This is a genomic window from Martinezella lusitana (assembly GCF_900094565.1).
Lineage (GTDB): Bacteria > Pseudomonadota > Alphaproteobacteria > Rhizobiales > Rhizobiaceae > Rhizobium > Rhizobium lusitanum.
Window position 1 is genome coordinate 1 of sequence record NZ_FMAF01000005.1, and the last position, 24,634, is coordinate 24,634.

Annotated in this window: 38 protein-coding genes; 35 read left to right on the forward strand and 3 right to left on the reverse strand. The window is 59.8% G+C overall.

Features of this window, described 5'->3' with window-relative positions:
* The 29 genes from GA0061101_RS12100 to GA0061101_RS12240 all read left to right on the forward strand — a co-directional run.
* On the forward strand, window positions 1-306 hold a 306-nt coding region (locus GA0061101_RS12100), incomplete at its 5' end, for an elongation factor Tu (RefSeq protein ID WP_483426005.1).
* Between the two features lie 163 nt (window positions 307-469).
* Window positions 470-778, forward strand: coding sequence for a 30S ribosomal protein S10 (rpsJ, locus tag GA0061101_RS12105; RefSeq protein ID WP_003547547.1), 309 nt, complete (start codon window positions 470-472; stop codon window positions 776-778).
* Between the two features lie 39 nt (window positions 779-817).
* On the forward strand, window positions 818-1,459 hold the full coding sequence (rplC, locus tag GA0061101_RS12110; protein WP_037199976.1) for a 50S ribosomal protein L3: 642 nt from the start codon (window positions 818-820) through the stop codon (window positions 1,457-1,459).
* Between the two features lie 13 nt (window positions 1,460-1,472).
* Window positions 1,473-2,093: a 50S ribosomal protein L4 gene (gene rplD / locus GA0061101_RS12115; protein ID WP_037199975.1), complete on the forward strand. Its 621-nt coding sequence runs from the start codon at window positions 1,473-1,475 to the stop codon at window positions 2,091-2,093.
* Window positions 2,090-2,383, forward strand: a complete 294-nt coding sequence (locus GA0061101_RS12120) for a 50S ribosomal protein L23 (RefSeq protein WP_007690755.1) — start codon at window positions 2,090-2,092, stop codon at window positions 2,381-2,383. Before rplD ends, GA0061101_RS12120 begins: the two co-directional genes overlap by 4 nt.
* A gap of 11 nt (window positions 2,384-2,394) precedes the next feature.
* Window positions 2,395-3,231, forward strand: coding sequence for a 50S ribosomal protein L2 (gene rplB, locus GA0061101_RS12125; protein ID WP_037199972.1), 837 nt, complete (start codon window positions 2,395-2,397; stop codon window positions 3,229-3,231).
* A gap of 15 nt (window positions 3,232-3,246) precedes the next feature.
* Window positions 3,247-3,525, forward strand: coding sequence for a 30S ribosomal protein S19 (gene rpsS / locus GA0061101_RS12130; RefSeq protein ID WP_037199970.1), 279 nt, complete (start codon window positions 3,247-3,249; stop codon window positions 3,523-3,525).
* A gap of 2 nt (window positions 3,526-3,527) precedes the next feature.
* The gene (gene rplV, locus GA0061101_RS12135; RefSeq protein ID WP_034507393.1) at window positions 3,528-3,917 is read left to right on the forward strand and encodes a 50S ribosomal protein L22; all 390 of its coding nucleotides are present in this window, start codon (window positions 3,528-3,530) and stop codon (window positions 3,915-3,917) included.
* Window positions 3,917-4,642 carry a 30S ribosomal protein S3 gene (gene rpsC, locus GA0061101_RS12140; protein WP_034507390.1) on the forward strand — a complete coding sequence of 242 codons (726 nt, stop codon included), beginning with the start codon at window positions 3,917-3,919 and terminating at the stop codon, window positions 4,640-4,642. Before rplV ends, rpsC begins: the two co-directional genes overlap by 1 nt.
* 36 nt (window positions 4,643-4,678) lie before the next feature.
* Window positions 4,679-5,092, forward strand: coding sequence for a 50S ribosomal protein L16 (gene rplP / locus GA0061101_RS12145; protein WP_034507389.1), 414 nt, complete (start codon window positions 4,679-4,681; stop codon window positions 5,090-5,092).
* Window positions 5,093-5,103: 11 nt separating this feature from the next.
* Window positions 5,104-5,304 carry a 50S ribosomal protein L29 gene (gene rpmC, locus GA0061101_RS12150; RefSeq protein WP_092573638.1) on the forward strand — a complete coding sequence of 67 codons (201 nt, stop codon included), beginning with the start codon at window positions 5,104-5,106 and terminating at the stop codon, window positions 5,302-5,304.
* Between the two features lie 12 nt (window positions 5,305-5,316).
* Window positions 5,317-5,556 (forward strand): 30S ribosomal protein S17, encoded by a 240-nt coding sequence (rpsQ, locus tag GA0061101_RS12155; RefSeq protein WP_034507387.1) that lies wholly within the window; start codon window positions 5,317-5,319, stop codon window positions 5,554-5,556.
* Window positions 5,557-5,781: 225 nt separating this feature from the next.
* Window positions 5,782-6,150 (forward strand): 50S ribosomal protein L14, encoded by a 369-nt coding sequence (rplN, locus tag GA0061101_RS12160; protein ID WP_003573790.1) that lies wholly within the window; start codon window positions 5,782-5,784, stop codon window positions 6,148-6,150.
* An 11-nt stretch (window positions 6,151-6,161) separates the two neighbouring features.
* Window positions 6,162-6,470 (forward strand): 50S ribosomal protein L24, encoded by a 309-nt coding sequence (gene rplX / locus GA0061101_RS12165; RefSeq protein ID WP_007690770.1) that lies wholly within the window; start codon window positions 6,162-6,164, stop codon window positions 6,468-6,470.
* Entirely contained in the window at window positions 6,463-7,020 is a 558-nt protein-coding gene (gene rplE, locus GA0061101_RS12170) for a 50S ribosomal protein L5 (protein ID WP_037199965.1), read from the forward strand. Before rplX ends, rplE begins: the two co-directional genes overlap by 8 nt.
* A 33-nt stretch (window positions 7,021-7,053) precedes the next feature.
* On the forward strand, window positions 7,054-7,359 hold the full coding sequence (gene rpsN / locus GA0061101_RS12175; protein WP_034507383.1) for a 30S ribosomal protein S14: 306 nt from the start codon (window positions 7,054-7,056) through the stop codon (window positions 7,357-7,359).
* A 12-nt stretch (window positions 7,360-7,371) separates the two neighbouring features.
* Window positions 7,372-7,770 carry a 30S ribosomal protein S8 gene (gene rpsH / locus GA0061101_RS12180; RefSeq protein ID WP_034507380.1) on the forward strand — a complete coding sequence of 133 codons (399 nt, stop codon included), beginning with the start codon at window positions 7,372-7,374 and terminating at the stop codon, window positions 7,768-7,770.
* Window positions 7,771-7,812: 42 nt separating this feature from the next.
* Window positions 7,813-8,346 (forward strand): 50S ribosomal protein L6, encoded by a 534-nt coding sequence (gene rplF, locus GA0061101_RS12185; protein ID WP_037199963.1) that lies wholly within the window; start codon window positions 7,813-7,815, stop codon window positions 8,344-8,346.
* Window positions 8,347-8,358: 12 nt separating this feature from the next.
* On the forward strand, window positions 8,359-8,721 hold the full coding sequence (gene rplR / locus GA0061101_RS12190) for a 50S ribosomal protein L18 (RefSeq protein WP_034507377.1): 363 nt from the start codon (window positions 8,359-8,361) through the stop codon (window positions 8,719-8,721).
* A 127-nt stretch (window positions 8,722-8,848) separates the two neighbouring features.
* A complete protein-coding gene (rpsE, locus tag GA0061101_RS12195) occupies window positions 8,849-9,418 on the forward strand; it encodes a 30S ribosomal protein S5 (RefSeq protein WP_034507374.1) in 570 nt (189 codons plus the stop codon).
* A gap of 13 nt (window positions 9,419-9,431) precedes the next feature.
* Window positions 9,432-9,641 (forward strand): 50S ribosomal protein L30, encoded by a 210-nt coding sequence (rpmD, locus tag GA0061101_RS12200; protein WP_034507370.1) that lies wholly within the window; start codon window positions 9,432-9,434, stop codon window positions 9,639-9,641.
* A gap of 17 nt (window positions 9,642-9,658) precedes the next feature.
* Window positions 9,659-10,129, forward strand: a complete 471-nt coding sequence (rplO, locus tag GA0061101_RS12205) for a 50S ribosomal protein L15 (protein WP_034507368.1) — start codon at window positions 9,659-9,661, stop codon at window positions 10,127-10,129.
* A gap of 224 nt (window positions 10,130-10,353) precedes the next feature.
* Window positions 10,354-11,694, forward strand: coding sequence for a preprotein translocase subunit SecY (gene secY / locus GA0061101_RS12210; RefSeq protein WP_034507365.1), 1,341 nt, complete (start codon window positions 10,354-10,356; stop codon window positions 11,692-11,694).
* The gene (locus tag GA0061101_RS12215; protein WP_037199961.1) at window positions 11,691-12,341 is read left to right on the forward strand and encodes an adenylate kinase; all 651 of its coding nucleotides are present in this window, start codon (window positions 11,691-11,693) and stop codon (window positions 12,339-12,341) included. The genes secY and GA0061101_RS12215 overlap by 4 nt, the downstream gene beginning before the upstream one ends.
* A 218-nt stretch (window positions 12,342-12,559) precedes the next feature.
* Window positions 12,560-12,928 carry a 30S ribosomal protein S13 gene (gene rpsM / locus GA0061101_RS12220; RefSeq protein ID WP_015339612.1) on the forward strand — a complete coding sequence of 123 codons (369 nt, stop codon included), beginning with the start codon at window positions 12,560-12,562 and terminating at the stop codon, window positions 12,926-12,928.
* 131 nt (window positions 12,929-13,059) lie between these two features.
* Window positions 13,060-13,449, forward strand: coding sequence for a 30S ribosomal protein S11 (gene rpsK / locus GA0061101_RS12225; RefSeq protein ID WP_003547577.1), 390 nt, complete (start codon window positions 13,060-13,062; stop codon window positions 13,447-13,449).
* A gap of 103 nt (window positions 13,450-13,552) precedes the next feature.
* On the forward strand, window positions 13,553-14,563 hold the full coding sequence (locus GA0061101_RS12230; RefSeq protein ID WP_034507362.1) for a DNA-directed RNA polymerase subunit alpha: 1,011 nt from the start codon (window positions 13,553-13,555) through the stop codon (window positions 14,561-14,563).
* A 145-nt stretch (window positions 14,564-14,708) separates the two neighbouring features.
* Window positions 14,709-15,131, forward strand: a complete 423-nt coding sequence (gene rplQ / locus GA0061101_RS12235) for a 50S ribosomal protein L17 (RefSeq protein WP_007690793.1) — start codon at window positions 14,709-14,711, stop codon at window positions 15,129-15,131.
* Window positions 15,132-15,273: 142 nt separating this feature from the next.
* Entirely contained in the window at window positions 15,274-15,669 is a 396-nt protein-coding gene (locus GA0061101_RS12240; protein WP_245297470.1) for a ribosomal maturation YjgA family protein, read from the forward strand.
* 114 nt (window positions 15,670-15,783) lie between these two features.
* On the opposite strand, the gene GA0061101_RS12245 is transcribed toward GA0061101_RS12240, so the two are convergent.
* On the reverse strand, window positions 15,784-16,302 hold the full coding sequence (locus GA0061101_RS12245) for a DinB family protein (protein ID WP_092573639.1): 519 nt from the start codon (window positions 16,300-16,302) through the stop codon (window positions 15,784-15,786).
* Window positions 16,303-16,373: 71 nt separating this feature from the next.
* Between GA0061101_RS12245 and GA0061101_RS12250 the strand changes: the two genes are divergently transcribed.
* The 5 genes from GA0061101_RS12250 to GA0061101_RS12270 all read left to right on the forward strand — a co-directional run bounded on the left by GA0061101_RS12250 (window position 16,374) and on the right by GA0061101_RS12270 (window position 20,754).
* On the forward strand, window positions 16,374-16,997 hold the full coding sequence (locus GA0061101_RS12250; protein ID WP_052224137.1) for a TetR/AcrR family transcriptional regulator: 624 nt from the start codon (window positions 16,374-16,376) through the stop codon (window positions 16,995-16,997).
* A gap of 110 nt (window positions 16,998-17,107) precedes the next feature.
* Window positions 17,108-17,584 carry a MarR family winged helix-turn-helix transcriptional regulator gene (locus GA0061101_RS12255; RefSeq protein ID WP_047637987.1) on the forward strand — a complete coding sequence of 159 codons (477 nt, stop codon included), beginning with the start codon at window positions 17,108-17,110 and terminating at the stop codon, window positions 17,582-17,584.
* Window positions 17,581-19,653 (forward strand): FUSC family protein, encoded by a 2,073-nt coding sequence (locus tag GA0061101_RS12260; RefSeq protein WP_092573640.1) that lies wholly within the window; start codon window positions 17,581-17,583, stop codon window positions 19,651-19,653. Before GA0061101_RS12255 ends, GA0061101_RS12260 begins: the two co-directional genes overlap by 4 nt.
* Window positions 19,654-19,657: 4 nt before the next feature.
* Window positions 19,658-19,867: a DUF1656 domain-containing protein gene (locus tag GA0061101_RS12265; protein ID WP_037199953.1), complete on the forward strand. Its 210-nt coding sequence runs from the start codon at window positions 19,658-19,660 to the stop codon at window positions 19,865-19,867.
* Window positions 19,864-20,754, forward strand: coding sequence for an efflux RND transporter periplasmic adaptor subunit (locus GA0061101_RS12270; RefSeq protein ID WP_092573641.1), 891 nt, complete (start codon window positions 19,864-19,866; stop codon window positions 20,752-20,754). The genes GA0061101_RS12265 and GA0061101_RS12270 overlap by 4 nt, the downstream gene beginning before the upstream one ends.
* 30 nt (window positions 20,755-20,784) lie before the next feature.
* On the opposite strand, the gene msrQ is transcribed toward GA0061101_RS12270, so the two are convergent.
* Together msrQ and msrP are read right to left on the reverse strand one after the other, a co-directional pair.
* Window positions 20,785-21,438, reverse strand: a complete 654-nt coding sequence (gene msrQ, locus GA0061101_RS12275) for a protein-methionine-sulfoxide reductase heme-binding subunit MsrQ (protein WP_425349994.1) — start codon at window positions 21,436-21,438, stop codon at window positions 20,785-20,787.
* Window positions 21,438-22,388, reverse strand: coding sequence for a protein-methionine-sulfoxide reductase catalytic subunit MsrP (gene msrP, locus GA0061101_RS12280; RefSeq protein WP_047637993.1), 951 nt, complete (start codon window positions 22,386-22,388; stop codon window positions 21,438-21,440). The genes msrQ and msrP overlap by 1 nt, the downstream gene beginning before the upstream one ends.
* A gap of 352 nt (window positions 22,389-22,740) precedes the next feature.
* Between msrP and ilvD the strand changes: the two genes are divergently transcribed.
* Window positions 22,741-24,579 (forward strand): dihydroxy-acid dehydratase, encoded by a 1,839-nt coding sequence (gene ilvD / locus GA0061101_RS12285; protein WP_047557889.1) that lies wholly within the window; start codon window positions 22,741-22,743, stop codon window positions 24,577-24,579.
* Window positions 24,580-24,634 lie beyond the last annotated feature (55 nt).

Consider the following 24,634-nt stretch of genomic DNA (forward strand, 5'->3'; position numbering starts at 1 on the left):
TGCAAGCCGGGTTCTGTGAAGCCGCACAAGAAGTTCATGGCCGAAGCGTACATCCTGACGAAGGAAGAAGGCGGCCGTCATACGCCGTTCTTCACGAACTACCGTCCGCAGTTCTACTTCCGCACGACGGATGTCACCGGCATTGTGACGCTTCCGGAAGGCACGGAAATGGTCATGCCGGGCGACAACGTCACGGTTGCCGTTGAGCTGATCGTGCCGATCGCGATGGAAGAAAAGCTGCGTTTCGCCATCCGCGAAGGCGGCCGTACCGTCGGCGCAGGCATCGTCGCATCCATCGTCGAATAATAAAGCAGGCGGCTGGGCCAAGGCCCGCAAATGAGTGATGGGGACGCCGGTGAATTCGGTGTCCCTCTCGATCTTTGAAACCGGTGGCCCGCCTCAGGTAACTAAAGCTAAAGACGTGTCTTTTAGAGAGACGCGCAGATAACAAACACAAGGATAAAGTCGAATGAACGGCCAGAATATCCGCATCCGCCTTAAGGCGTTCGATCATCGGATTCTCGACGCTTCCACGCGCGAGATCGTATCGACGGCTAAGCGCACCGGTGCCAGCGTCCGGGGCCCCGTTCCGCTTCCGACCCGTATCGAGAAGTTCACGGTTAACCGGTCCCCGCACATCGACAAGAAGAGCCGCGAGCAGTTCGAGATGCGCACGCACAAGCGCCTTCTCGACATCGTTGACCCGACCCCGCAGACGGTAGATGCGCTGATGAAGCTCGATCTCGCCGCCGGTGTCGATGTTGAGATCAAGCTCTGAGACCTTGGGTTCTCGAGCTGAATGAGAAGGATTGAACCGATGCGTTCAGGTGTGATTGCACAGAAGGTGGGAATGACGCGCGTCTACAATGACGCCGGCGAGCACGTCCCGGTTACCGTATTGCGTATGGAAAGCTGCCAGGTCGTGGCCCAGCGCACAGTTGAAAAGAATGGCTACACCGCAGTACAGCTCGGTGCCGGCCAGGCGAAAGTTAAGAACACGACGAAGGCCCTGCGCGGTCATTTCGCCGTCGCAAGTGTAGAGCCAAAGGCCAAGCTCGCAGAATTCCGTGTCACGGAAGACAATCTGCTCGACGTTGGCACCGAGCTCAGCGCGGGTCACTTCACGGCGGGTCAGCTCGTCGACGTGACCGGCACGACGGTCGGTAAGGGCTTTGCCGGCGCCATCAAGCGCCACGGTTTCGGCGGTCTGCGTGCCACGCACGGTGTGTCGGTTTCGCACCGCTCGCACGGTTCGACCGGCTCGCGCCAGGATCCGGGCAAGGTGTTCAAGAACAAGAAGATGGCTGGTCACATGGGCCAGACGCGCGTGACGACGCAGAACCTTGAAGTGGTATCGACCGATGAAGATCGCGGTCTGATCCTCGTCAAGGGCGCGGTTCCCGGCTCCAAGGGTGCCTGGATCATCGTGCGCGACGCCGTCAAGTCGGCATCGAAGTAAGGGAGCCAAACCAATGGAATTGAACGTCAAGACCCTCGAGGGCAAAGACGCTGGGAAGGTTTCCCTTTCTGATGCGATTTTCGGCCTCGAACCGCGTGAAGATATCATCGCACGCGTCATTCGCTGGCAGCTTGCCAAGAAGCGCCAGGGCACGCACAAGGCTAAGGGCCGCGCAGAAGTGTGGCGCACAGGCGCCAAGATGTACAAGCAGAAGGGTACGGGCCGCGCTCGTCACCATTCGGCTCGTGCTCCGCAGTTCCGCGGCGGTGGTAAGGCTCACGGCCCGGTCGTGCGCAGCCATGAACATGACCTGCCGAAGAAGGTTCGCGCCCTCGGCTTGCGTCTTGCTCTCTCCGCTAAGTTCAAGGCCGAGGATGTTATCATTCTCGACAGCCTCGTTGCAGCTGATGCCAAGACCAAGGTTCTGGCCGGCGCTTTCGAGACGCTGGGCCTGACCAATGCGCTCTTCATCGGTGGTGCCGAGCTCGACAGCAACTTCAAGCTCGCAGCCGCCAACATCCCGAATATCGATGTTCTGCCGGTTCAGGGCATCAATGTTTATGACATCCTGCGCCGCGGCAAGCTCGTCCTGTCCAAGGCTGCAGTTGAAGCTCTAGAGGAGCGATTCAAGTGACGGATCTTCGCCATTACGATGTGATCGTTTCTCCTGCGATCACCGAAAAGTCCACGCTGCTGTCGGACAATAACCAGGTTGTTTTCAACGTTGCCAAGACTGCGACGAAGCCAGAAATCAAGGCTGCCGTCGAAGCGCTGTTCGGCGTCAAGGTTACGGCCGTCAACACTCTGCTGCGCCTGGGCAAGACCAAGCGGTTTAAAGGTCTCGTCGGCAAGCAGAAGGACGTGAAGAAGGCTATCGTGACGCTCGCCGAAGGCCAGTCGATCGACGTCTCCACCGGTCTCTGAGGAATAAGAAAATGGCATTGAAAACATTCAATCCGACGACCCCGAGCCAGCGTCAGCTGGTCATCGTCGACCGGTCTTCGCTCTACAAGGGCAAGCCGGTCAAGGCCCTGACCGAAGGCCTGTCCTCCAAGGGCGGCCGCAACAACCTGGGCCGCATCACCGTGCGTTTCCAGGGCGGTGGTCACAAGCGCACCTATCGTCTGGTCGACTTCAAGCGTCGCAAGTTCGACGTCGAGGGCACGGTTGAGCGTATCGAATACGATCCGAACCGTACCGCTTACATCGCTCTGGTGAAGTACACGGACAGCGAACTGGCCTATATCATCGCTCCGCAGCGTCTCGCTGCCGGCGACAAGGTCATCGCTTCCGAGAAGGCCGTGGACGTGAAGCCGGGCAACACCATGCCGCTTCAGTTCATCCCGGTCGGCTCCATCATCCACAACGTGGAAATGAAGCCGGGCAAGGGCGGTCAGATCGCTCGCTCCGCCGGTTCCTACGCCCAGCTCGTTGGTCGTGACCAGGGCATGGCGATCCTTCGCCTGAACTCTGGCGAGCAGCGCCTGGTGCATGGCACTTGCCTTGCAACGATCGGCGCGGTTTCGAACCCGGACCACGGCAACATCAACGACGGCAAGGCCGGTCGTTCGCGTTGGCGCGGTAAGAAGCCGCACGTCCGCGGTGTCGTCATGAACCCGGTCGACCATCCGCACGGCGGCGGTGAAGGCCGCACCTCCGGTGGTCGCCATCCGGTGACCCCATGGGGTAAGCCGACCAAGGGCAAGCGTACGCGGTCGAACAAGTCGACCGACAAGATGATCATGCGCTCGCGCCATCAGCGCAAGAAGTAAGAGAGGAAGTCTCAAGTGGCTCGTTCAGTATGGAAAGGTCCGTTTGTTGACGGCTATCTTCTCAAGAAGGCTGAGAAGGTGCGTGAAGGCGGACGTAACGAAGTGATCAAGATGTGGAGCCGTCGCTCCACCATCATGCCGCAGTTCGTTGGTCTCACCTTTGGTGTTTACAACGGCAGCAAGCATATTCCGGTCAGCGTCAATGAAGACATGGTCGGACACAAGTTCGGCGAGTTCGCCCCGACCCGTACCTATTATGGTCACGGTGCGGACAAGAAGGCGAAGAGGAAGTAACAATGGGCAAGGCAAAAACCGAACGCCGGCTGAAGGACAACGAGGCGCAGGCAATTGCGCGTACGCTCCGTGTCAGCCCGCAGAAGCTCAACCTGGTCGCGGCTTCGATCCGTGGCAAGAAGGTTGATCGCGCGCTCGCAGAGCTGGAATTCTCCCGCAAGCGTATCGCAGGCGCCGTCAAGAAGACGCTTGAATCTGCGATCGCCAATGCAGAGAACAACCACGATCTCGACGTTGACTCGCTCGTCGTAGCGGAAGCTTACGTCGGCAAGTCGATCGTCATGAAGCGTTTCCACGCTCGTGGCCGTGGCCGCGCGTCTCGCATCGAGCGTCCGTTCGCGCATCTGACGATTGTCGTTCGTGAAGTGGAAGCTCAAGGGGAGGTCGCATAATGGGTCAGAAAATCAATCCAATCGGTTTTCGTCTTGGCATCAACCGTACCTGGGATAGCCGCTGGTTTGCGGACAATGCCGAGTATGGCCAGCTTCTCCACGAAGACCTGAAGATGCGCAAGTTCGTCATGAACGAACTGAAGCAGGCTGGTATCTCCAAGGTGGTCATCGAGCGTCCGCACAAGAAGTGCCGCGTCACGATCCACTCGGCTCGTCCGGGCCTGATCATCGGCAAGAAGGGCGCTGACATCGACAAGCTCCGCAAGAAGCTGTCGGACATGACGAATTCCGAAACGCACCTCAACATCGTTGAAGTGCGCAAGCCGGAAATCGACGCGACGCTGGTTGCTCAGTCGATCGCTCAGCAGCTCGAGCGCCGTGTTGCTTTCCGTCGCGCCATGAAGCGCGCCGTTCAGTCCGCGATGCGTCTTGGCGCCGAAGGCATCAAGATCACCTGCGCCGGCCGTCTCGGCGGTGCTGAAATCGCTCGTACGGAATGGTACCGCGAAGGTCGCGTGCCGCTGCATACGCTGCGCGCCGACATCGACTACGGTACGGCTGAAGCAGAAACCGCTTTCGGCATCTGCGGCATCAAGGTTTGGATCTTCAAGGGCGAAATCCTTGAGCATGATCCGATGGCCTCCGAACGCCGTGCGATGGAAGGCGACGCCCAGGGTCCGGCTAGCCGTGATCGCGATAGAGACCGTCGCCGCGACAACGCTTGATAGCGTGCGTGGCAGATAAGTTCGGAGAATAGGAAAATGTTGCAGCCAAAGCGTACGAAGTACCGCAAGCAATTCAAGGGCCGCATCAAGGGCGTTGCCAAGGGTGGTTCTGATCTGGCGTTCGGCGAATTCGGCCTGAAGTCGCAGGAGCCTAACCGCGTCAACGCTCGTGAGATCGAAGCGGCTCGCCGCGCGATCACCCGTCATATGAAGCGTGCCGGTCGTGTATGGATCCGCGTGTTCCCGGATGTTCCGGTAACCAAGAAGCCGACCGAAGTCCGTATGGGTAAGGGTAAGGGCTCCGTCGAATACTGGGCATGCAAGGTCAAGCCCGGCCGTATGATGTTCGAGATCGATGGTGTGAGCGAAGAAATCGCTCGTGAGGCTCTGCGCCTTGGTTCCGCCAAGCTCTCGGTCAAGACGCGCTTCGTGCAGCGCATTGCAGAGTAAGGAAGAAGCTCATGAAAGCCGCAGATGTTCGCGCCCTGAGCGCCGACCAACTCAAGGACGAGCTTGCCAAGCTGAAGAAGGAGCAGTTCAACCTGCGCTTTCAGAAGGCGACCGGCCAGCTTGAGAAGTCCTCGCGCATCAACGAAGTCCGCAAGGACATCGCTCGCGCAAAAACCATTGCCCGCCAGAAGGCGGCAGAAGCAAAGGCCTAAAGGAAAAATAACATGCCGAAGCGCATTCTGCAGGGCGTCGTGGTCAGCGACAAGAACGAGAAGACGGTAGTAGTCCGCGTTGAGCGTCGTTTCGCTCACCCGCTGCTCCAGAAGACTGTTCGTCGTTCCAAGAAGTACAAGGCTCACGACGAGAACAATCAGTACAAAATCGGTGACACCGTTTCCATCGAGGAATGCGCGCCGATCTCCAAGGACAAGACCTGGACGGTCGTTTCCGCCCAGGCCAAGTAACAGAATTTCGCTCAGGCCCTTGCGCTTGGGCGAAATATCTGTATGAAGCACGAGCTTGGAAGCAGGACGCTCGAGTACGAGCGTTCTTTTGCTTTATTGATGGCCGGCGAAGATGACCCTGGTGGTCCCGAGCGCTGGAGAAATCAGACAAGAGACTAGTCCATAAGCCGGGGTAGGGGGTCGTTAGGCCCAACCATTCCGGTAACAACAAGAAGGCGACCTGACATGATTCAGATGCAAACAAACCTCGACGTGGCGGATAATTCCGGCGCACGTCGTGTCATGTGCATCAAGGTGCTGGGCGGCTCGAAGCGCAAGTATGCCTCGATCGGCGACGTCATCGTCGTTTCGATCAAGGAAGCTATTCCGCGCGGCCGTGTGAAGAAGGGTGACGTGATGAAGGCGGTTGTCGTTCGCACCGCCAAGGACATCCGTCGTCCGGATGGCAGCGTCATCCGCTTCGATACCAACGCAGCAGTCCTCATCGACAACAAGAAAGAGCCGATCGGCACCCGTATCTTCGGACCGGTTCCGCGCGAACTTCGCGCCAAGAACCACATGAAGATCATCTCGCTGGCTCCAGAAGTACTGTAAGGAGCGGAGCGATGCAAAAGATCCGTAAAGGCGACAAGGTTGTCGTATTGGCCGGCAAGGACAAGGGCCGCACCGGCGAAGTCATTCAAGTAATGCCGAAGGAAGACCGTGCGGTCGTCCGTGGCGTCAACGTCATCAAGCGCCACCAGCGCCAGACGCAGACCCAGGAAGCTGGCATTATCAGCAAGGAAGCCTCGCTTCACCTGTCCAACCTGGCGATCGTCGACAAGGACGGTAAGCCGACCCGCGTCGGTTTCAAGGTTGTAGAAGGCAAGAAGGTCCGTGTGGCCAAGACCTCGGGAGAAGTGATCGATGGCTGAGGTAAAATACGAGCCGCGGCTCAAGAAGGAATACGGCACCCGCATCCGCGCGGCCATGCAGGAGAAGTTCTCCTACGCCAACGAGATGCAGATCCCGAAGCTTGATAAGATCGTGATCAACATGGGCGTGGGTGAGGCAACGGCTGATTCGAAGAAGCCGACCGTTGCTGCTGCCGACCTCGCGGCGATCGCCGGTCAGAAGCCGGTCATCACGCACGCGCGCAATTCCATCGCTGGCTTCAAGGTCCGCGAGAATATGCCGATCGGCGCCAAGGTGACGCTGCGCGGCGCCCGCATGTATGAGTTCCTGGATCGCCTGGTCAACATCGCGCTTCCGCGCGTTCGCGACTTCCGCGGCCTGAACCCGAAGAGCTTTGACGGTCGTGGCAATTTTGCCATGGGCATCAAGGAACACATTGTGTTCCCTGAGATCAACTACGACAAGGTTGATCAGATGTGGGGCATGGACATCATCGTTTGCACGACGGCGAACACGGACGACGAAGCGCGGGCTCTTTTGACAGAGTTCAACTTCCCGTTCCGTCAATAACCGTAACGACGAGCGTAGAAAAGGAACCCTGATATGGCGAAGACAAGCGCAGTTGAAAAGAACAAGCGCCGCCGCAATACGGTTGCCACCCAGGCCGCGAAGCGTGCTGCACTGAAGGCAATCATCATGAACCAGTCTCTTTCGATCGAAGACCGGTTCAAGGCCACACTGAAGCTGGCATCGCTCCCGCGCGATGGATCGAAGACCCGTATTCGCAATCGCTGCGAAGTGTCGGGCCGTCCGCGCGCCTACTACCGCAAACTGCGCATGTCGCGTATCGCGCTGCGTGAACTCGGCAATTTCGGCAAGGTGCCGGGCATTGTCAAGTCGAGCTGGTAAGGAGCAGATTAGATGACTATGACTGATCCTTTGGGCGATATGCTCACCCGCATCCGCAATGGCGCTTCGCGTCGCAAGTCGTCGGTTTCGACGCCTGCGTCCAAGCTCCGTGCACGCGTTCTCGATGTTCTGCAGGCTGAAGGCTACATCCGTGGCTACTCTGTCGTCGATTTCGGCAACGGCAAGTCTGAGCTCAGCATCGAGCTGAAATACTACGAAGGCACATCGGTGATCCGTGAGATCGGCCGTGTGTCCAAGCCGGGCCGCCGAGTTTATGTCTCGGTTAAGTCCATTCCGCAGGTCGCGAACGGTCTCGGCATCACCATCCTTTCGACTCCGAAGGGTGTGATGGCCGATCACCAGGCTCGTGAACAGAATGTTGGTGGCGAGGTTCTCTGCTCGGTCTTCTAAGATCGGACAGAGATCTCCTTCGAAACAGACAGGTTTGAACAAATGTCTCGTATCGGTAAAAAGCCCGTTCAGGTGCCTGCAGGGATCACGGCCTCGGTTGATGGCCAAAAAGTGACTGCCAAGGGCCCCAAGGGTGAGCTGTTTTTCGTCGCTAACGACGAAATCGGTCTCAAGCTGGAAAACAATGCAATCGTCGTAACGCCGATTAACGACTCGAAGGATGCTCGCGCAAAGTGGGGCATGTCCCGCACGATGATCGAGAACATCTTCAAGGGTGTTAAGGACGGCTACGAGCGCAAGCTCGAAATCAACGGCGTCGGCTACCGTGCCTCCATGCAGGGCAAGAACCTGCAGCTCGCGCTCGGCTTCAGCCACGACGTGGTTTATGAGCCGCCGCAGGGTATTTCGATCGCTGTGCCGAAGCCGACGGAAATCGTCGTCACCGGCATCAACAAGCAGCAGGTCGGCCAGGTTGCCGCAGAAATCCGCGAATACCGCGGTCCTGAGCCCTACAAGGGCAAGGGTGTTAAGTACGCTGACGAGCGGATCGTCCGCAAAGAAGGCAAGAAGAAGTAAGGATCACGCGAAATGGCTAGCAGGAAAGAAGCACTTGCGCGTCGCGCCAACCGCGTGCGCCGTCAAATCAAGGCGGTGGCCAATGGTCGTCCGCGCCTGTCGGTTCATCGCTCGTCAAAGAACATCTACGCCCAGGTCATCGATGACGCGGCTGGCAAGACCCTTGCGGCTGCCTCCACGCTCGACAAGGATCTGCGCGGTTCTCTGAAGACCGGTGCCGATACCGCCGCCGCAGCCCTGGTTGGCAAGCTCGTTGCCGAGCGCGCCTCCAAGGCCGGCGTGAAGGAAGTCGTGTTCGATCGCGGCGCCTTCATCTATCACGGCCGCATCAAGGCTCTCGCCGATGCGGCTCGCGAAGGCGGCCTGACCTTCTAATCAAGTTTCCGGCCGGTAGCCGATAGGGCGCCGGCCGGATTTCACCGGACCGCAAATCTCCGTTTGGAGGTTGATGCGGTCTTTGTTGTTTGCCGATTGCACCCGGAAAAGAAAAAGGAAGAGGACAATGGCACAGGAAAAGAGGGGCTCGCGGGATGACCGTCAGAGCCGTGACGAGCGCGATAGCGAATTCGTCGACAAGCTGGTCGCGATCAACCGCGTCGCCAAGGTTGTAAAGGGTGGCCGCCGCTTCGGTTTCGCCGCTCTCGTCGTCGTCGGTGACCAGAAGGGCCGCGTTGGCTTCGGTCATGGCAAGGCACGCGAAGTGCCGGAAGCCATCCGCAAGGCCACCGAAAGCGCCAAGCGCGACCTGATCTTCGTACCGCTGCGCGACGGTCGTACGCTGCATCACGACGTCCATGGCCGTCATGGCGCCGGCAAGGTTCTGCTGCGCTCGGCCAAGGTCGGTACCGGTATCATCGCCGGCGGTCCGATGCGCGCCGTTTTCGAAACGCTCGGCGTTCATGACGTCGTTGCCAAGTCGACCGGTTCGTCGAACCCGTACAACATGGTTCGCGCCACGTTCGACGCCCTGAAGCACCAGGTTCACCCGAAGGACATCGCAGCTCAGCGCGGCATCAAGTATGCCACCCTGCAGGCTCGTCGTACCGCTTCGGGCAACGCCTCCGAAGAATAAGGGAGTTTGACCTATGGCCAAGACGACCAAGAAGGCTGAAGCCAAGACCGTTACGGTCGAGCAGGTTGGCAGCCCGATCCGCCGTCCGGACGTTCAGCAGAAGACGCTGATCGGTCTCGGACTGAACAAGATGCACCGTCGCCGCACGCTGGAAGATACCCCGGCCGTTCGTGGCATGATCCGTGCTGTCCAGCATCTCGTTCGCGTTGTCGACGAGAAGTGAGCCGGAGGTAATTCGCTATGAAATTGAATGAGATCAAGGATAACGAAGGCTCGACCCACAGCCGCAAGCGCCTCGGCCGCGGCATCGGCTCCGGCTCCGGCAAGACCGGCGGTCGTGGTGTGAAGGGTCAGAAGTCCCGTTCGGGCGTTGCGATCAACGGCTTCGAAGGTGGTCAGATGCCCATCTATCGTCGCCTGCCGAAGCGCGGCTTCACCAACATCTTCGCCGCCGATTACGTTGTCGTATCGCTGGCTCGCATCCAGGCTGCCGTCGATGCCGGCAAGCTCGATGCCAAGAAGACCGTTGATGCCGCTGCCCTCAAGGCTGCGGGCGTGATTCGCCGCGTCAAGGATGGCGTTCGCGTTCTCTCGGACGGCGAGCTGAAGGCGAAGATTACGCTTGAAGTTGCAGGCGCTTCCAAGCCGGCGGTCGAAAAGATCGAAAAGGCTGGTGGCTCCATCAAGCTGCTCGCTTCTGCCGCAGAATAATATTATCAATAATCGCCCGGGGTGCTTCACTTCGGGCGATTTTGCTCCCATATGTGAGCCTCACGAACCTGAACGATGCGCCAGTATCTTTCCGGGGAATAACGGGAACCAAGGGTGAGGCGCCCGATTGCAATGCAATCCGTCCGAAGCCCGGCTTTTGAACAATTTACATACTGATTCCGGGCCCGGCCGATTATGCCGGAATTGGTAGTGCGGAGATTTGCATGGCTTCTGCAGCGGAACAATTGGCGTCCAATCTCAATTTTTCGACCTTCGCCAAAGCCGAGGATCTCAAGAAACGCTTGTGGTTCACGCTTGGCGCTCTTCTCGTCTACCGACTCGGCACCCACATTCCGCTTCCCGGCCTCAATCCTGCCGCTTACGCCCAGGCTTTCCAGAATCAGTCGGGCGGTATCCTTGGCCTGTTCAACATGTTCTCGGGCGGTGCCGTGCAGCGCATGGCGATCTTTGCGCTCGGCATCATGCCTTATATTTCGGCCTCGATCATCGTTCAGCTGATGACGTCGGTCGTGCCTTCGCTTGAGAACCTGAAGAAGGAAGGCGAACAGGGCCGTAAGATCATCAACCAGTACACCCGCTACGGTACGGTGCTGCTCGGCGCGTTGCAGGCTTATGGTATTGCGATCGGCCTTGAGCACGGCAACGGCGTCGTCATAGATCCAGGCTGGTTCTTCCGTCTTTCGACCGTCGTCACGCTGCTCGGCGGCACGATGTTCCTGATGTGGCTCGGCGAGCAGGTTACCTCGCGCGGCATCGGCAACGGTATTTCGCTGATCATCTTCGCGGGCATCGCAGCCGGTCTGCCGACGGCACTTGCCGGTACGCTCGAACTCGGCCGAACCGGCGCTCTGTCGACCGGTCTCATTCTCGCCGTGCTCGTCGTCGCCGTTCTGGTCATTGCGCTCATCGTTTTCGTCGAGCGTGCGCAGCGTCGTCTGCTGATCCAGTATCCGAAGCGACAGGTCGGCACGCGCATGTTCCAGGGCGATACGTCGCACCTGCCGCTGAAGCTGAACACATCTGGTGTTATCCCGGCGATCTTTGCCTCGTCGCTGCTGCTTTTGCCGGCAACCATCGCCGGTCTCGGCAACAACACGGCGCTGCCGACCTGGGTCACCTCGATCGTCGCGGCCCTCGGTCACGGCCAGCCGCTTTACATGGTGCTCTATGCCGGCCTGATCGCCTTCTTCGCCTTCTTCTATACCGCACTGGTCTTCAACCCGAAGGACACGGCGGACAACTTGAAGAAGCATGGTGGCTTCATTCCCGGAATTCGTCCGGGCGAGCGCACCGCCGAATATATCGATTACGTGCTGACCCGTATCACGGTCATCGGCGCGATCTACCTCGTCTTCGTCTGCATTCTGCCCGAAATTCTCGTGTCCCAGACCGGTATTCCCTTGTCGCTGGGTGGCACTTCGCTTCTGATCGTGGTTAGCGTAACGCTGGATACGGTGGCGCAGATTCAGGGTCACCTGATTGCACAGCAATATGAAGGCCTGATCAAGAAATCGAAGTTGCGTGGAGGAAAGAGGGGGCGATGAGACTCATACTTTTAGGGCCGCCGGGAGCAGGTAAGGGGACCCAGGCCCAGCGTATCGTGGAAAAGCACGGTATTCCGCAGCTTTCCACAGGCGATATGCTGCGGGCTGCGGTGGCGGCTGAGACTGAAGTTGGCAAGCGTGCCAAGGCCGTCATGGACGCCGGCAAGCTTGTTTCCGACGAGATTGTCAATGCCATCGTTTCCGAGCGCATCGATCAACCGGATTGCGCCAGGGGTTTCATTCTTGACGGTTTCCCGCGCACTCTGGTGCAAGCGGACGCCACCGAGCGGATGCTGCAGGCCAAGGGTCTGGAACTTTCCGTTGTCATCGAGCTCAAGGTTGATGATGCCGAACTGATTCGCCGCGTCTCCGGCCGTTATTCTTGCTCGAACTGCGGCAGTGTCTATCATGACACCGACAAGGTTCCGGCGACGGCTGGTGTCTGCGACAAATGCGGCTCGACGCATTTCAAGCGCCGGCCGGATGACAATGCCGAGACCATGGCAACCCGTCTCCAAGTCTACTACAAGGAGACCTCGCCGCTGATCGGCTACTACTACGCCAAGGGCAAGCTGCAGAGCATCGACGGCATGGCCGATATCGAGCATGTGACTGATAGCATCGAAGGTATCCTGGCTAAGCTTTAGATAGCTTAAAATAAACTTGCCGGAGCGGTTGCTTTTTTGCGCTGATTCCGCTAAACACCGCGCCAACTCGCGACATGCTATGCGATCGGCGCGGATTTCCATCGGGAAGTCCGGGTACGGTCGTTTTGACATGTTGCGGACTCAATCGAACAAGCAGCTCCCGGGCTGCATAACAAGACCCTTTGCCCTAAGGCAAAAGGAATGCAAGGAGAACAGGCGTGGCTCGTATCGCTGGCGTCAACATCCCGACTGCAAAGCGCGTAGTTATTGCGCTTCGTTACATTCACGGGATCGGACCGAAGTTTGCACAGGAAATCTGCGAGAAGGTCGGTATTCCGGCCGAGCGTCGCGTCAATCAGTTGACGGATGCTGAAGTTCTGCAGATCCGCGAAACCATCGACCGTGACTATCAGGTCGAAGGTGACCTGCGTCGCGACACCGCGATGAACATCAAGCGTCTGATGGACCTGGGCAGCTACCGCGGCCTGCGTCATCGTCGCGGCTTGCCGGTTCGCGGCCAGCGCACGCACACCAATGCTCGTACCCGTAAGGGTCCGGCAAAGGCGATTGCTGGTAAGAAGAAGTAATTTCCGGGCAACCGGATGTGGGAGGCTGGCGGTCCGCCGGCCTCTTTTGAGTTTGGAGCGGCGCCCCACGGGTGTCGCTTCGGTGTAGCCGCTGGGATTACGGCGGTGCAGAGATCCAAGAAAGGACTAACATGGCCAAGGAAGCCGTCCGCGTTCGCCGTCGCGAGCGCAAGAATATTTCGTCGGGCGTCGCACACGTCAACTCGACCTTCAACAACACGATGATCACCATCACCGACGCACAGGGCAACGCGATTGCCTGGTCGTCTGCTGGTGCCAAGGGCTTCAAGGGTTCGCGCAAGTCGACCCCGTTCGCTGCCCAGATCGCTGCTGAAGACTGCGCCAAGAAGGCTCAGGAACATGGCATGAAGTCGCTGGAAGTTGAAGTTTGCGGCCCGGGCTCCGGTCGTGAATCTGCTCTGCGCGCGCTCCAGGCTGCCGGTTTCATGATCACGTCCATCCGCGACGTGACCCCGATCCCGCACAATGGTTGCCGCCCGCGCAAGAAGCGTCGCGTCTGATCATCGCCACTCTCGACACCGGCCGGGGCAGATGCGCCCGGCCTGGTGTTTCTCAAGCTCGGTTGCCACGATTGGATGGTGGCAACGAACGGAAGGCAAAAACATGATTCAGAAAAACTGGCAGGAACTGATCAAGCCGAACAAGGTCGAGTTCACCTCGAGCGGCCGCACTAAGGCAACGCTCGTGGCCGAACCGCTGGAGCGTGGCTTCGGTCTCACCCTCGGCAACGCGCTTCGTCGCGTTCTGCTGTCCTCTCTGCGTGGCGCCGCTGTGACGGCCGTGCAGATCGACGGCGTGCTGCATGAGTTCTCCTCTATCCCGGGCGTCCGGGAAGACGTGACGGACATCGTGCTGAACATCAAGGAAATCGCCATCAAGATGGATGGCGATGATGCCAAGCGCATGGTCGTCCGCAAGCAGGGCCCAGGCGTAGTAACGGCTGGCGACATCCAGACGGTCGGCGATATCGAAATCCTCAACCCCGAGCATGTCATCTGCACGCTCGACGAGGGCGCCGAAATCCGCATGGAATTCACCGTCAACAACGGCAAGGGCTATGTCCCGGCCGAGCGCAATCGTGCGGAAGATGCTCCGATTGGTCTCATCCCGGTCGACAGCCTCTATTCGCCGGTCAAGAAGGTGTCCTACAAGGTTGAAAACACCCGTGAAGGACAGGTTCTCGACTACGACAAGCTGAGCATGTCGCTCGAAACCGATGGTTCGATCAGCGGTGAAGATGCTGTCGCTTTCGCGGCTCGCATCCTGCAGGATCAGCTTGGCGTGTTCGTCAACTTCGACGAGCCGCAGAAGGAAACCGAAGAGGAAGCAGTTACCGAACTCGCTTTCAACCCGGCTCTCCTCAAGAAGGTGGACGAACTGGAACTGTCCGTTCGCTCGGCAAATTGCCTGAAGAACGACAACATCGTCTATATCGGCGACCTCATTCAGAAGACCGAAGCAGAAATGCTCCGCACGCCGAATTTTGGTCGCAAGTCGCTGAACGAAATCAAGGAAGTTCTCGCTTCCATGGGTCTGCACCTCGGCATGGAAGTGCCGGCATGGCCGCCTGAGAACATCGAAGATCTCGCCAAGCGATACGAAGACCAATACTAAGGCCGCAAGCGCTCCTTGGAGCGCTTTAAGCTGGCCTTAGCATCTTTAAACAGCGCATGCACCTTTCGCTCCGCCGGGAATTGGAGCGGGGCATGCGCCCAACAAACTGCAGGTGAACGATGCCTGCAAGTGAAGGAGAATAGCAATGCGCCACGGTAAAGCCGGCCGCAAGCTGAACAGAACCGCTAGCCACCGTAAGGCGATGTTCGCCAACATGGCAGCTTCGCTCATCACCCATGAGCAGATCGTCACCACGCTTCCGAAGGCGAAGGAAATTCGTCCGATCGTTGAGAAGCTGGTTACCCTCGGCAAGCGCGGCGACCTGCACGCTCGTCGTCAGGCCATCTCGCAGATCCGCGACGCCGTTGTCGTCGCCAAGCTGTTCGATGCGATCGCAACGCGCTACGCCACCCGCAACGGCGGCTACCTGCGTATCATGAAGGCCGGCTTCCGCCAGGGCGACAATGCCGCTCTCGCAGTCGTCGAATTCGTCGATCGTGACACCTCTGCCAAGGGCGCAGCCGACAAGGCTCGCGTTGCTGCCGAGGAAGAAGCTGCAGCCGCTTAAGGCAAGCTTCGAATAAAAGATCGAGGGCCGGATGAGCGATCATCCGGCCTTTTGGCGTTTGGAGTTTTACCGGAAGCTGCGTCGCCCGACGGCTCATGCTCTTCAGCTGCAGGGATGACAATTCGACATGCGGCGGCAATTCATGCGCAGAAGGATTTCGCTGCTTCTGGCCCTGTTGCTGACAATCGCCAGCGGCCTTGCGCTCCGGCGATTTGGATATGCGGCCAATCTTCCCTTTGCCGTCGTCAAATATGGCGGTTCGATATTGTGGGGAGCGATGGTCTACTGGCTGCTGGCCACGATATTCGTCTCCAGCAGGCCATTCAGGATTGCCGCTGTGGCATTGATCCTGGCGGTGGCAGGCGAACTCTTCAGGCTCTGGCATACGCCCACACTTGACGCGTTTCGGTTGACCACTGCGGGGGCCCTGTTGCTGGGAAGGGTGTTCTCGCTTTGGAATATCGCGGCCTATGCCACGGGGATAGCGGCGGCTCTGGCGCTTGATCGCATCCTGTCGGCGTCGAAACGCACGATCTGATATTTTTGGCAAAACCTGACAACAGCGCGCGGCATCGCTGAGGCTGGATGAGCGATCATCCGGCGGTTTGCCGTTTGCCGCATGCGCGGAAGTTCAGGAGCGCAGCAGCTTCCGCTATTCCGCGGCCACGGTTTGTCGCCGCGAGGGTTCGCTGCGGTGAAGATAGACGGCGAATGTGTCCCAAGGTGGCGAGATGGAGAGCTGCGTCAGCAGCCGGCCAATCTCGCCCCTGTGATACCCTCCGTGAATGACGACCTGGGTGAGCATTTCCTGACGCGACATGCAGCCCCTATCTCCGTCGGTGAATACGAACGGCAGAGATTCTGCCAGCAGGTCGGAACTGACCGTTTCGAGATATCGCAGATACCATTGATCCGATGCAACGACTGCGGCGCGAAGTTCCGCCAGGGACGGCGTGTCGGGCGTATTATCAGCCGTGAAGCCATGCTCTTGCCCGGTGAGATGCGCCGCGAATATCCGGCCGACGACATGGGAATGGTTCATCAACCGTAACGCCATGTGGCGCTCCTTGCCATGCTGTACGGGATCGAGATGACCGATACTGTCGAGCAGTTCCTCATTCGCCCAGGCCTGATAGCTGAAAAGAGTGCTTAGCAACGACAGTTCGCTCATGATGAATCTACCCTTTGGTTGTCCCGGAAAATGCGAGTAATGTGTGCATATTTTCCGAGAGCAGGGCGTACATGTCTACTCGCATTAAAAAGCCGGGATCGCCGATGCGAAAAGAGCCGAGCCAGGCGCGTTCCCGGGCGACGGTCGAAGCAATCATCGAAGCAGGTGCTCGCGTTTTGGGCGACCGCGGATGGGCGGGGTTCACGACCAATACCGTCGCAGTGATCGCCGGGATAAGCATCGGCTCGCTCTACCAGTATTTTCCCGACAAGCTTTCTTTGGTCGAGGCCATTCGTCGTCACCACTTCGATGAGGTTCTGGCTGTCATGCGGAGGGCGACAGCTGGTGCACTGCCGTTGGCAGAGAGTGCCGAAGGACTCGTTCAAGGCATGATCGATGCTCATAACGTCAATCCCGAGCTTCACAGGGTGCTCCTGGATGAAGCGCCGGGGCATGATGGTTCGAGGTTGGCCCATGACGCCTTCCTGACGGAGTATCACAGTCATTACAGGAGTTTTGTCGCCGTGCATCGTAACGGCCACGGCGGTCCAGCCAACGATGTTCTTGCGCAGCTGCTGTCCGGTGCGGTCGAGGGTGTGATCCATAGTGCGGCCCGAAAGCGTGCGCTTGGGTCGCCGGAGCTGAAGCAGGAGTTGATCAGGATGATCTGTTCCTATCTGCGCAGCGCCGACTAGCCGCAGTATGATCCGCCCGTCGCTGCGCGCATAGCTGCGTTTCGCATTTGAGATGGCAATATGCGCCCATATGCTTTGAATACTAATTAGTTCAGTGCTAATAGATTGCTATGAAATCGTTTAGCGCCCTGCAACGCATCTTCACCGCAAACCTGCTGTCAACCGGCCGCCAATGGCGTCGGGTCGTCGACCTCGCGCTGAGTTCCTACGGCTTGTCGGAGGCCGCGGCGGCACCACTGTTGTGGATCGGCCGTCTGGGAGGAGGTATCCGGCAGGTGGTTCTCGCCACCTATGTCGGCATCGAGGGTCCGTCCTTGGTTCGGCTGCTTGATCAGCTCGAAAGCATGGGCCTCGTCATCCGCAAGGATGATCCGACGGATCGCCGCGCGAAAGGTCTGTGGCTGACAGCGGAAGGCGAGGCGCTTGCCTCCCGCATGGAGGACGCGCTCGACGAACTGCGTGGCAGAATCCTCGCCAATGTCGACCGGGCCGATATCGAAGCTGCCATCCGCGTCCTGAAGGCCTTCGAGGAGTTCGAGGCGCCGCGGACTGTCGATGCCGAGCAGGAGCGGGAGAAGGTCTTATGAGCATTCCATCCTGGCGGGACTGGCTATTTTCGGTCAAGGCGTTCATCGCGGCCATCATGGCGCTATTCATTGCGTTGTCGCTGGACCTTCCGCGCCCTTACTGGGCCATGGCTGCCGTCTACGTCGTTGCCAATCCTCTTGCGGGAGCAACGAGCTCGAAGGCGCTCTATCGCGCTCTAGGCACGCTTATCGGCGCCTGTGCCTCGGTGATCTTCGTTCCGCTCCTGGTCAATGCGCCGGAATTGCTCTCCGTCGTCGTGGCGCTCTGGACCGGGATCCTGTTGTTCATCGCGATGCTCGACCGTACGTCGCGCAGTTATGTCTTCATGCTCGCCGCCTATTCGCTGCCGCTGATCGCGCTGCCGACCGTCGGTTCGCCCGAAACCGTATTTGATGTAGCGCTTGCCCGCTCCGAGGAGATTATCATCGGCATCGTTTGCGCAAGCGTCGTCAGTTCCATCATCTTCCCGAGCAGTGTGGGAACCGTGCTGGGGCGGCGCATCAGCTCCTGGCTCGACGATGCCGGCACCTGGGCCGATGAAATCCTGCGCGGCGAGGGCGCTGCACCCGCGACCCCGCTGAAGCGGCAGAAACTTGCCGCCGACGTCTCCGGCCTCGACCTCGTCATCAGCCAGCTCAAATATGATGCGGGCAGCCGCGATATCGTCAGGCATTCCCGTGAGCTGCGCGGTCGCCTGTTGATGTTGCTGCCGCTCTTCTCGTCGCTTGCCGATCGCCTGCATGCGCTGAAGGCGGGCGAAAAGCCGCTGCCTCAGGAGCTTGTCACGGTCCTGAACGAAGTCGCCGATTGGCTGGGGCAGGGCGGCCGCGGCAAGGCCGACGATACCGCGGATGCCTTGTCCAAAAAGATCGAGGAGTTGCAGCAGAACGACCTTGATCTCGGCTGGGACGATCTCGTCCGGTCGAGCGCTCTGGCTCGGCTGAAGGAAATCGTCGATCTCTGGCAGGATTGCCTGACGTTGCGCGACCAGATCGTTTCAGGGCAGCAGGTCGGCACCTGGCGGCCCGCCTTCCGGCACCGCAACGTCGTCGGGCACAGCAGGCACTATGACTATGCCATGCTTGCCTTCTCGGCCGGTGCGGTCGTGGTCGGTATCGCCGTCGCCTGCTTCTTCTGGATCTATTCCGGATGGGAGGATGGCGCCGGTTTCGTCACCATGGCGGCCGTCGCCTGTTCGTTTTTTGCCTCGCTCGATCGTCCCGCGCCCTTCATTACCTCCATGTTCATCTGGAGCGCGATGAGCTTGGTGATCGCCTGCCTCTATATCTTCGCCATATTGCCCTCCATCTCCGGCTTCGAGATGCTGGTGCTGGTCTTCGCGCCGCCCTTCCTGGTGATGGGTCTTTTGATCCCACGGCCGCAGACGAACCTGCTTGCCATGCTGCTGGCGGTGAACGGCGCGACGTTCATAGCGTTACAGGATCGCTACACCGCCGATTTCGCCAGTTTTACCAACAGCGCCATCGCCGCCTTGGCAGGCATCGGCTTCGCGCTCGTCTGGACTCTGGTCACCCGTCCGTTCGGCTCCGAACTCACCGCATGGCGACTGGTGCGGGCCGGCTGGACCGACCTTGCCGAAACGGCGGCTGGCATTCGCCGCGCCGACCATGAGCGCCTGTCTGGCCGCATTCTCGATCGGCTCGGCCAGCTCGTGCCGCGCCTTGCCGGCATTGAGGACCGCGAGCTGAAGAAGGTCGACGGCTACGCCGATGTCCGGCTCGGCTTCAATGTGCTGATGCTGCAGAAGGAGCGTGTGCAACTGAATTCCGCCGCTGCCGCGTCCGTCAGCGAAGTCCTGATCGGCGTATCCGATTTCTATCGGTCGCGGCTGAAGGCCAAGCGTGCCATCGATCCGTCCGACGAGTTGCGCGTATCGATCGATCGCGGTCTCGAAGCGGTTGCGCAGAACAAGCGCGAGCTTGGCCGGGCCAGCCTCGATGCCCTCGTGGGACTTCGCCGCGCGCTCTTCCCGCATGCCGAGCCGCCGGCGAGCTGGCAACCGCCAATATCGGACACGTCTCAACCTCTTCCCATTGCCGCCGAGTAATATCATGCCCGCAGAATTCGATCTCTATGGCGTCTACATTCCACGCCTTCTCGTGCTCATGCTCGTGACGCTGTTTGTCGTCATCGTTCTTCGACGCCTGCTTGCATGGGCTGGAGCCTACACTCTGGTCTGGCATCGCGGCCTCTTCGATCTCGCGCTTTACGTCCTGCTGCTCGGCGCCGTCTCCTCTGTCTCCCGTTGGTACTTCACATGAACACGCTAAAACTCATCGGCCGTGTGGCCGTCACTCTCATCTTCGTCGTCGCTGCCGTCTATGTCGGCCGCCAGCTCTGGGGCCATTACATGGACGAGCCCTGGACGCGCGACGCGCGTCTGCGCGCCGATGTCGTCGGCATTGCGCCTGATGTTTCCGGTCTTGTCAGCGAGGTCATGGTCAAGGACAACCAGACCGTCAAGAAGGGCGATCTCCTCTTTCGCGTCGATCGTGATCGCTTCGCCATCGCGCTCGAACAAGCTGACGCGGCTCTGGCAAGCAGCAAGGCCGCTCTCGATCAGGCCAGCCGCGAAAGCCAACGGCAGGCGCGTCTCGGCGATGCGGCCTCGCTCCAGCAGAAGGAGCAGGCGCAGACGACCGAACAGCAGGACGAAGCCTCTCTCCGTCAGGCAACGGCCAATCGCGAGCTCGCCCAGCTCAACCTCGACCGCTCCGAAGTCCGCGCCACCGTCAACGGCACGATCTCGAACCTGAGCCTGCGTCCAGGTGACTATGTCTCGGCAGGGACCGCCAGGGTGGCGCTGATCGATACCGATTCTCTGCGGGTCGAAGGCTATTTCGAGGAAACCAAGCTGCCGCGCATCCATGTCGGCGATGAAGTCTCCATCCACCTGATGGGCCAGGCCGAGAAGCTGACCGGTCATGTCGAAAGCATCGCCTACGGCATCGAGGACCGCGAGCGCACCTCCGGCAGCCTGCTTGCCAATATCACCCCGACTTTCAGCTGGGTGCGCCTGGCGCAGCGCGTGCCGGTGCGCATCGCGCTCGACAAGGTGCCCGATGGCACGAAGCTGATTGCCGGCCTGACGGCAACCGTCGAGGTGCAGGAACAGGGCAAGGCCAAGATCGCCAGCGCTGCGGAATGAACATCGCGTGAAAGGGCAGGGCGGCCGAGTTCAGGCCGCTCTCGAGCTGGAAGCCGCAACCGGCCTGCGCGCGGCCCGGCGTTTTTCCATCATGATCGGCCTGTAGGATCTGTAGAGGATCATGGCGATCAGCAGGCCGATATAGATATATTGCTCCAGCGACAGGATCTTGGTCGAGAGCGCGAAGTGCAGCGCACCGCAGGCGGCGACGATATAGACCAGACGGTGAAGCCAGATCCATTTTTTGCCGAGACGTTTGATCGAGAAATTGTTTGACGTCACCGCCAGCGCCAGCAGCATGACGAGGCCTGCCATGCCGAACATGATGAAGGGTCGCTTCAGCACGTCGACGACGACAGCCTGCACGTCCAACGCCTGATCCAGCACCATATAGACGATCAGATGCATCAGCGCGTAGTAGAAGCAGAGCAGGCCGAGCGCTCGGCGATAGCGCAGATAATTCCAGCCGAAGAGATCTCTGAGCGGCGTGACCGCAAGCGTCAGCAGCAGGAAGCGGATCGCCCAGAGCCCCAGGAAAAGCTCGAAGGTCTTGACTGCATCGGCACCGAGCTGGTCCGTGGCGCCGAGATAGAATTCCCAGGCGGCCGGCAGCAGCCCGACGACGTAAAGCGCCCAGACGGAGGCGGGTTGCCAGCGCTTGGGCAGGGTCAACGAAAGAGCCATCAGAAGTTCACCCGAAGGTCCATGCCGGTGTAGAGGCTCGCAACCTGATCGGCATAGCCGTTGAAGGGCAGGGTGGGATGACGGTTGGAGCTGAAGAAGCCGCCTTCGCCGATGCGGCGCTCCGTTGCCTGGCTCCAGCGCGGATGGTCGACGGCCGGATTGACGTTGGCGTAGAAGCCGTATTCCTGGCTATTGGTCACCTGCCATGTGTTCAGCGGCTGCTTGTCGGTGAGCGTGATGCGCACGATCGACTTGATGCCCTTGAAGCCGTATTTCCACGGTACGACGAGGCGGATCGGCGCGCCGTTCTGGTTCGGCAAGGTCTCGCCGTAGAGACCGACGGCAAGCAGCGTCAACGGATTGCGCGCCTCGTCCAGCCGCAGGCCTTCGACATAGGGCCAGTCCAAGGATTGGAGAAGGCCTGACTGCCCCGGCATTTCCTCCGGCCTGACGACCGTCTCGAAGGCGACGAACTTGGCGCTGCCGAGCGGCTCCACCTTATCGAGCAGGGCCGAGAGCGGAAAACCATCCCAAGGTATGACCATCGACCATGCCTCGACACAGCGCATCCGATAGACACGCTCTTCCGGCGGAAACTCCTTGATCAGCGCGTCGATGTCGAAGGTACCGGGTTTGTTGACCATGCCGTCGACCTTGACAGTCCATGGCCGCGGCTTGAACTTGCCGGAAAGATTGGCCGGATCGGCCTTGTCGAGTCCGAATTCGTAGAAGTTGTTGTAGGTGGTGACATCCTTGATCGGCGTGAGCTTCTCGTCGACGGTGTAGTTGCTCTTCGTCGCGGTCAGCGCATCCGCCAGTGCGGCCTTGCCGCCGGCGGCAGTCATGCCGATGCCGGCCGCGGCAGCCGTCAGGAAGTCGCGGCGCTTTAGGTAGACTGAGCGCGGCGTGATCTCGGACGACGCAATTTTCGGCGGGCGGTAGGCAGCCATGACTATTCCTCTATGCAATCTCAGCTTCGATATGAGCTATACGCAGCAGGTGCGCATTTTGTTACACTCTTAGGCCGGTATTTCTTTGCGAGGGAAACCAACTTTTTGTGTGCACTTGTGATCGGGCTGCTTCGTTCCCAATTCTGATCGTATCGTTTGATCGCGATGAAGCGGAACGGTCGTCCCAACTCGCGTTTGCCTTGCAGCGTACCGGATTCGCTTGAGTTGATAGTGACAGTACCGCACGATTGGATTAGGACAATTCCAAAAAGCAGGACTGTCGGCGCTCCCTTCGGCGCAAAGCCCAGGCCGGCCGACGCTGCATAAATTCCAGGATGACGAGGAAGACACCATGCCAGCTTATCGTTCCAGAACCACGACCCACGGCCGCAACATGGCCGGCGCGCGCGGCCTTTGGCGCGCCACGGGTATGAAGGACAGCGATTTCGGCAAGCCGATCATTGCGGTGGTCAACTCCTTTACTCAGTTCGTGCCCGGTCACGTTCACTTGAAGGATCTCGGCCAGCTCGTGGCGCGCGAGATCGAAGCGGCAGGCGGCGTCGCAAAGGAATTCAACACCATCGCCGTCGACGACGGCATCGCCATGGGCCATGACGGCATGCTCTATTCGCTGCCGTCGCGCGAGCTCATCGCCGACAGCGTCGAATATATGGTCAACGCCCATTGCGCCGACGCCATGGTCTGCATCTCCAACTGCGACAAGATCACACCCGGCATGCTGATGGCGTCGCTGCGCCTCAACATCCCCACGGTCTTCGTCTCGGGCGGCCCGATGGAAGCCGGCAAGGTCGTCCTGCACGGCAAGAAGGTCGCGCTCGATCTGGTCGACGCCATGGTTGCGGCAGCCGACGACAAGATCAGCGACGAGGATGTCGCCACCATCGAACGTTCGGCCTGTCCGACGTGTGGCTCATGCTCCGGCATGTTTACCGCCAATTCGATGAACTGCCTGACCGAAGCACTCGGCCTGTCGCTGCCCGGCAACGGCTCGACGCTGGCGACCCATGGTGACCGTAAGCGCCTCTTTGTCGAGGCCGGTCACCTGATCGTCGATCTCGCCCGTCGCTACTACGAACAGGACGACAACAACGCCCTGCCGCGCACCATCGCCTCGAAGCAGGCTTTCGAGAATGCCATGGCGCTCGATATCGCCATGGGCGGCTCGACCAACACGGTTCTGCACATCCTGGCGGCGGCGCATGAAGGCGAAATCGATTTCACCCTGGCCGACATCGATGCCCTGTCGCGCCGAGTGCCCTGCCTATCGAAGGTAGCGCCGGCCAAGAGCGACGTTCACATGGAAGACGTGCATCGCGCCGGCGGCATCATGTCGATCCTCGGCGAGCTCGACAAGGGCGGCCTGATCAATCGCGATTGCCCGACCGTTCACGCTGAAACGCTCGGCGATGCCATCGATCGCTGGGACATCACCCGCACCAACAGCGAGAGCGTGCGCGAATTCTTCCGCGCTGCACCGGGCGGCGTCCCGACCCAGGTTGCCTTCAGCCAGAGCTCCCGCTGGGACGAGCTCGACACCGACCGCGAAAAGGGCGTCATCCGCTCTGTAGAGCATCCGTTCTCCAAGGATGGTGGACTGGCCGTTCTCAAGGGCAATCTGGCGCTCGACGGCTGCATCGTGAAGACGGCCGGCGTCGATGAATCGATCCTGAAATTCTCCGGCCCGGCCAAGGTCTTCGAAAGCCAGGATTCGGCCGTTAAGGGCATCCTCAGCAACGAGGTCAAGGCCGGCGACGTTGTCGTCATCCGCTATGAAGGCCCGAAGGGCGGCCCGGGCATGCAGGAAATGCTCTATCCGACGAGCTATCTGAAGTCGAAGGGTCTCGGCAAGGCTTGCGCGCTGATCACCGACGGCCGCTTCTCCGGCGGCACTTCGGGTCTCTCCATCGGCCACGCCTCGCCGGAAGCGGCAAACGGCGGCACGATCGGTCTGGTGCGCGAAGGCGACATGATCGACATCGATATCCCGAACCGCACCATCAGCCTGCGCGTCGACGACGCTGAACTCGCCGCTCGCCGCGAAGCCCAGAACGCCAAGGGCTGGCATCCGGCTGAGTTCCGCAAGCGCAACGTCACCACGGCGTTGAAGGCCTATGCGGCTTTTGCGACCAGTGCTGACCGCGGCGCGGTCAGGGATCTCGGCGGGAAGTAATTAAGCCCCTTTGCCCCGCAAGGCGGGGAGAAGGTGGACTCTCTCGGTCGCGCGG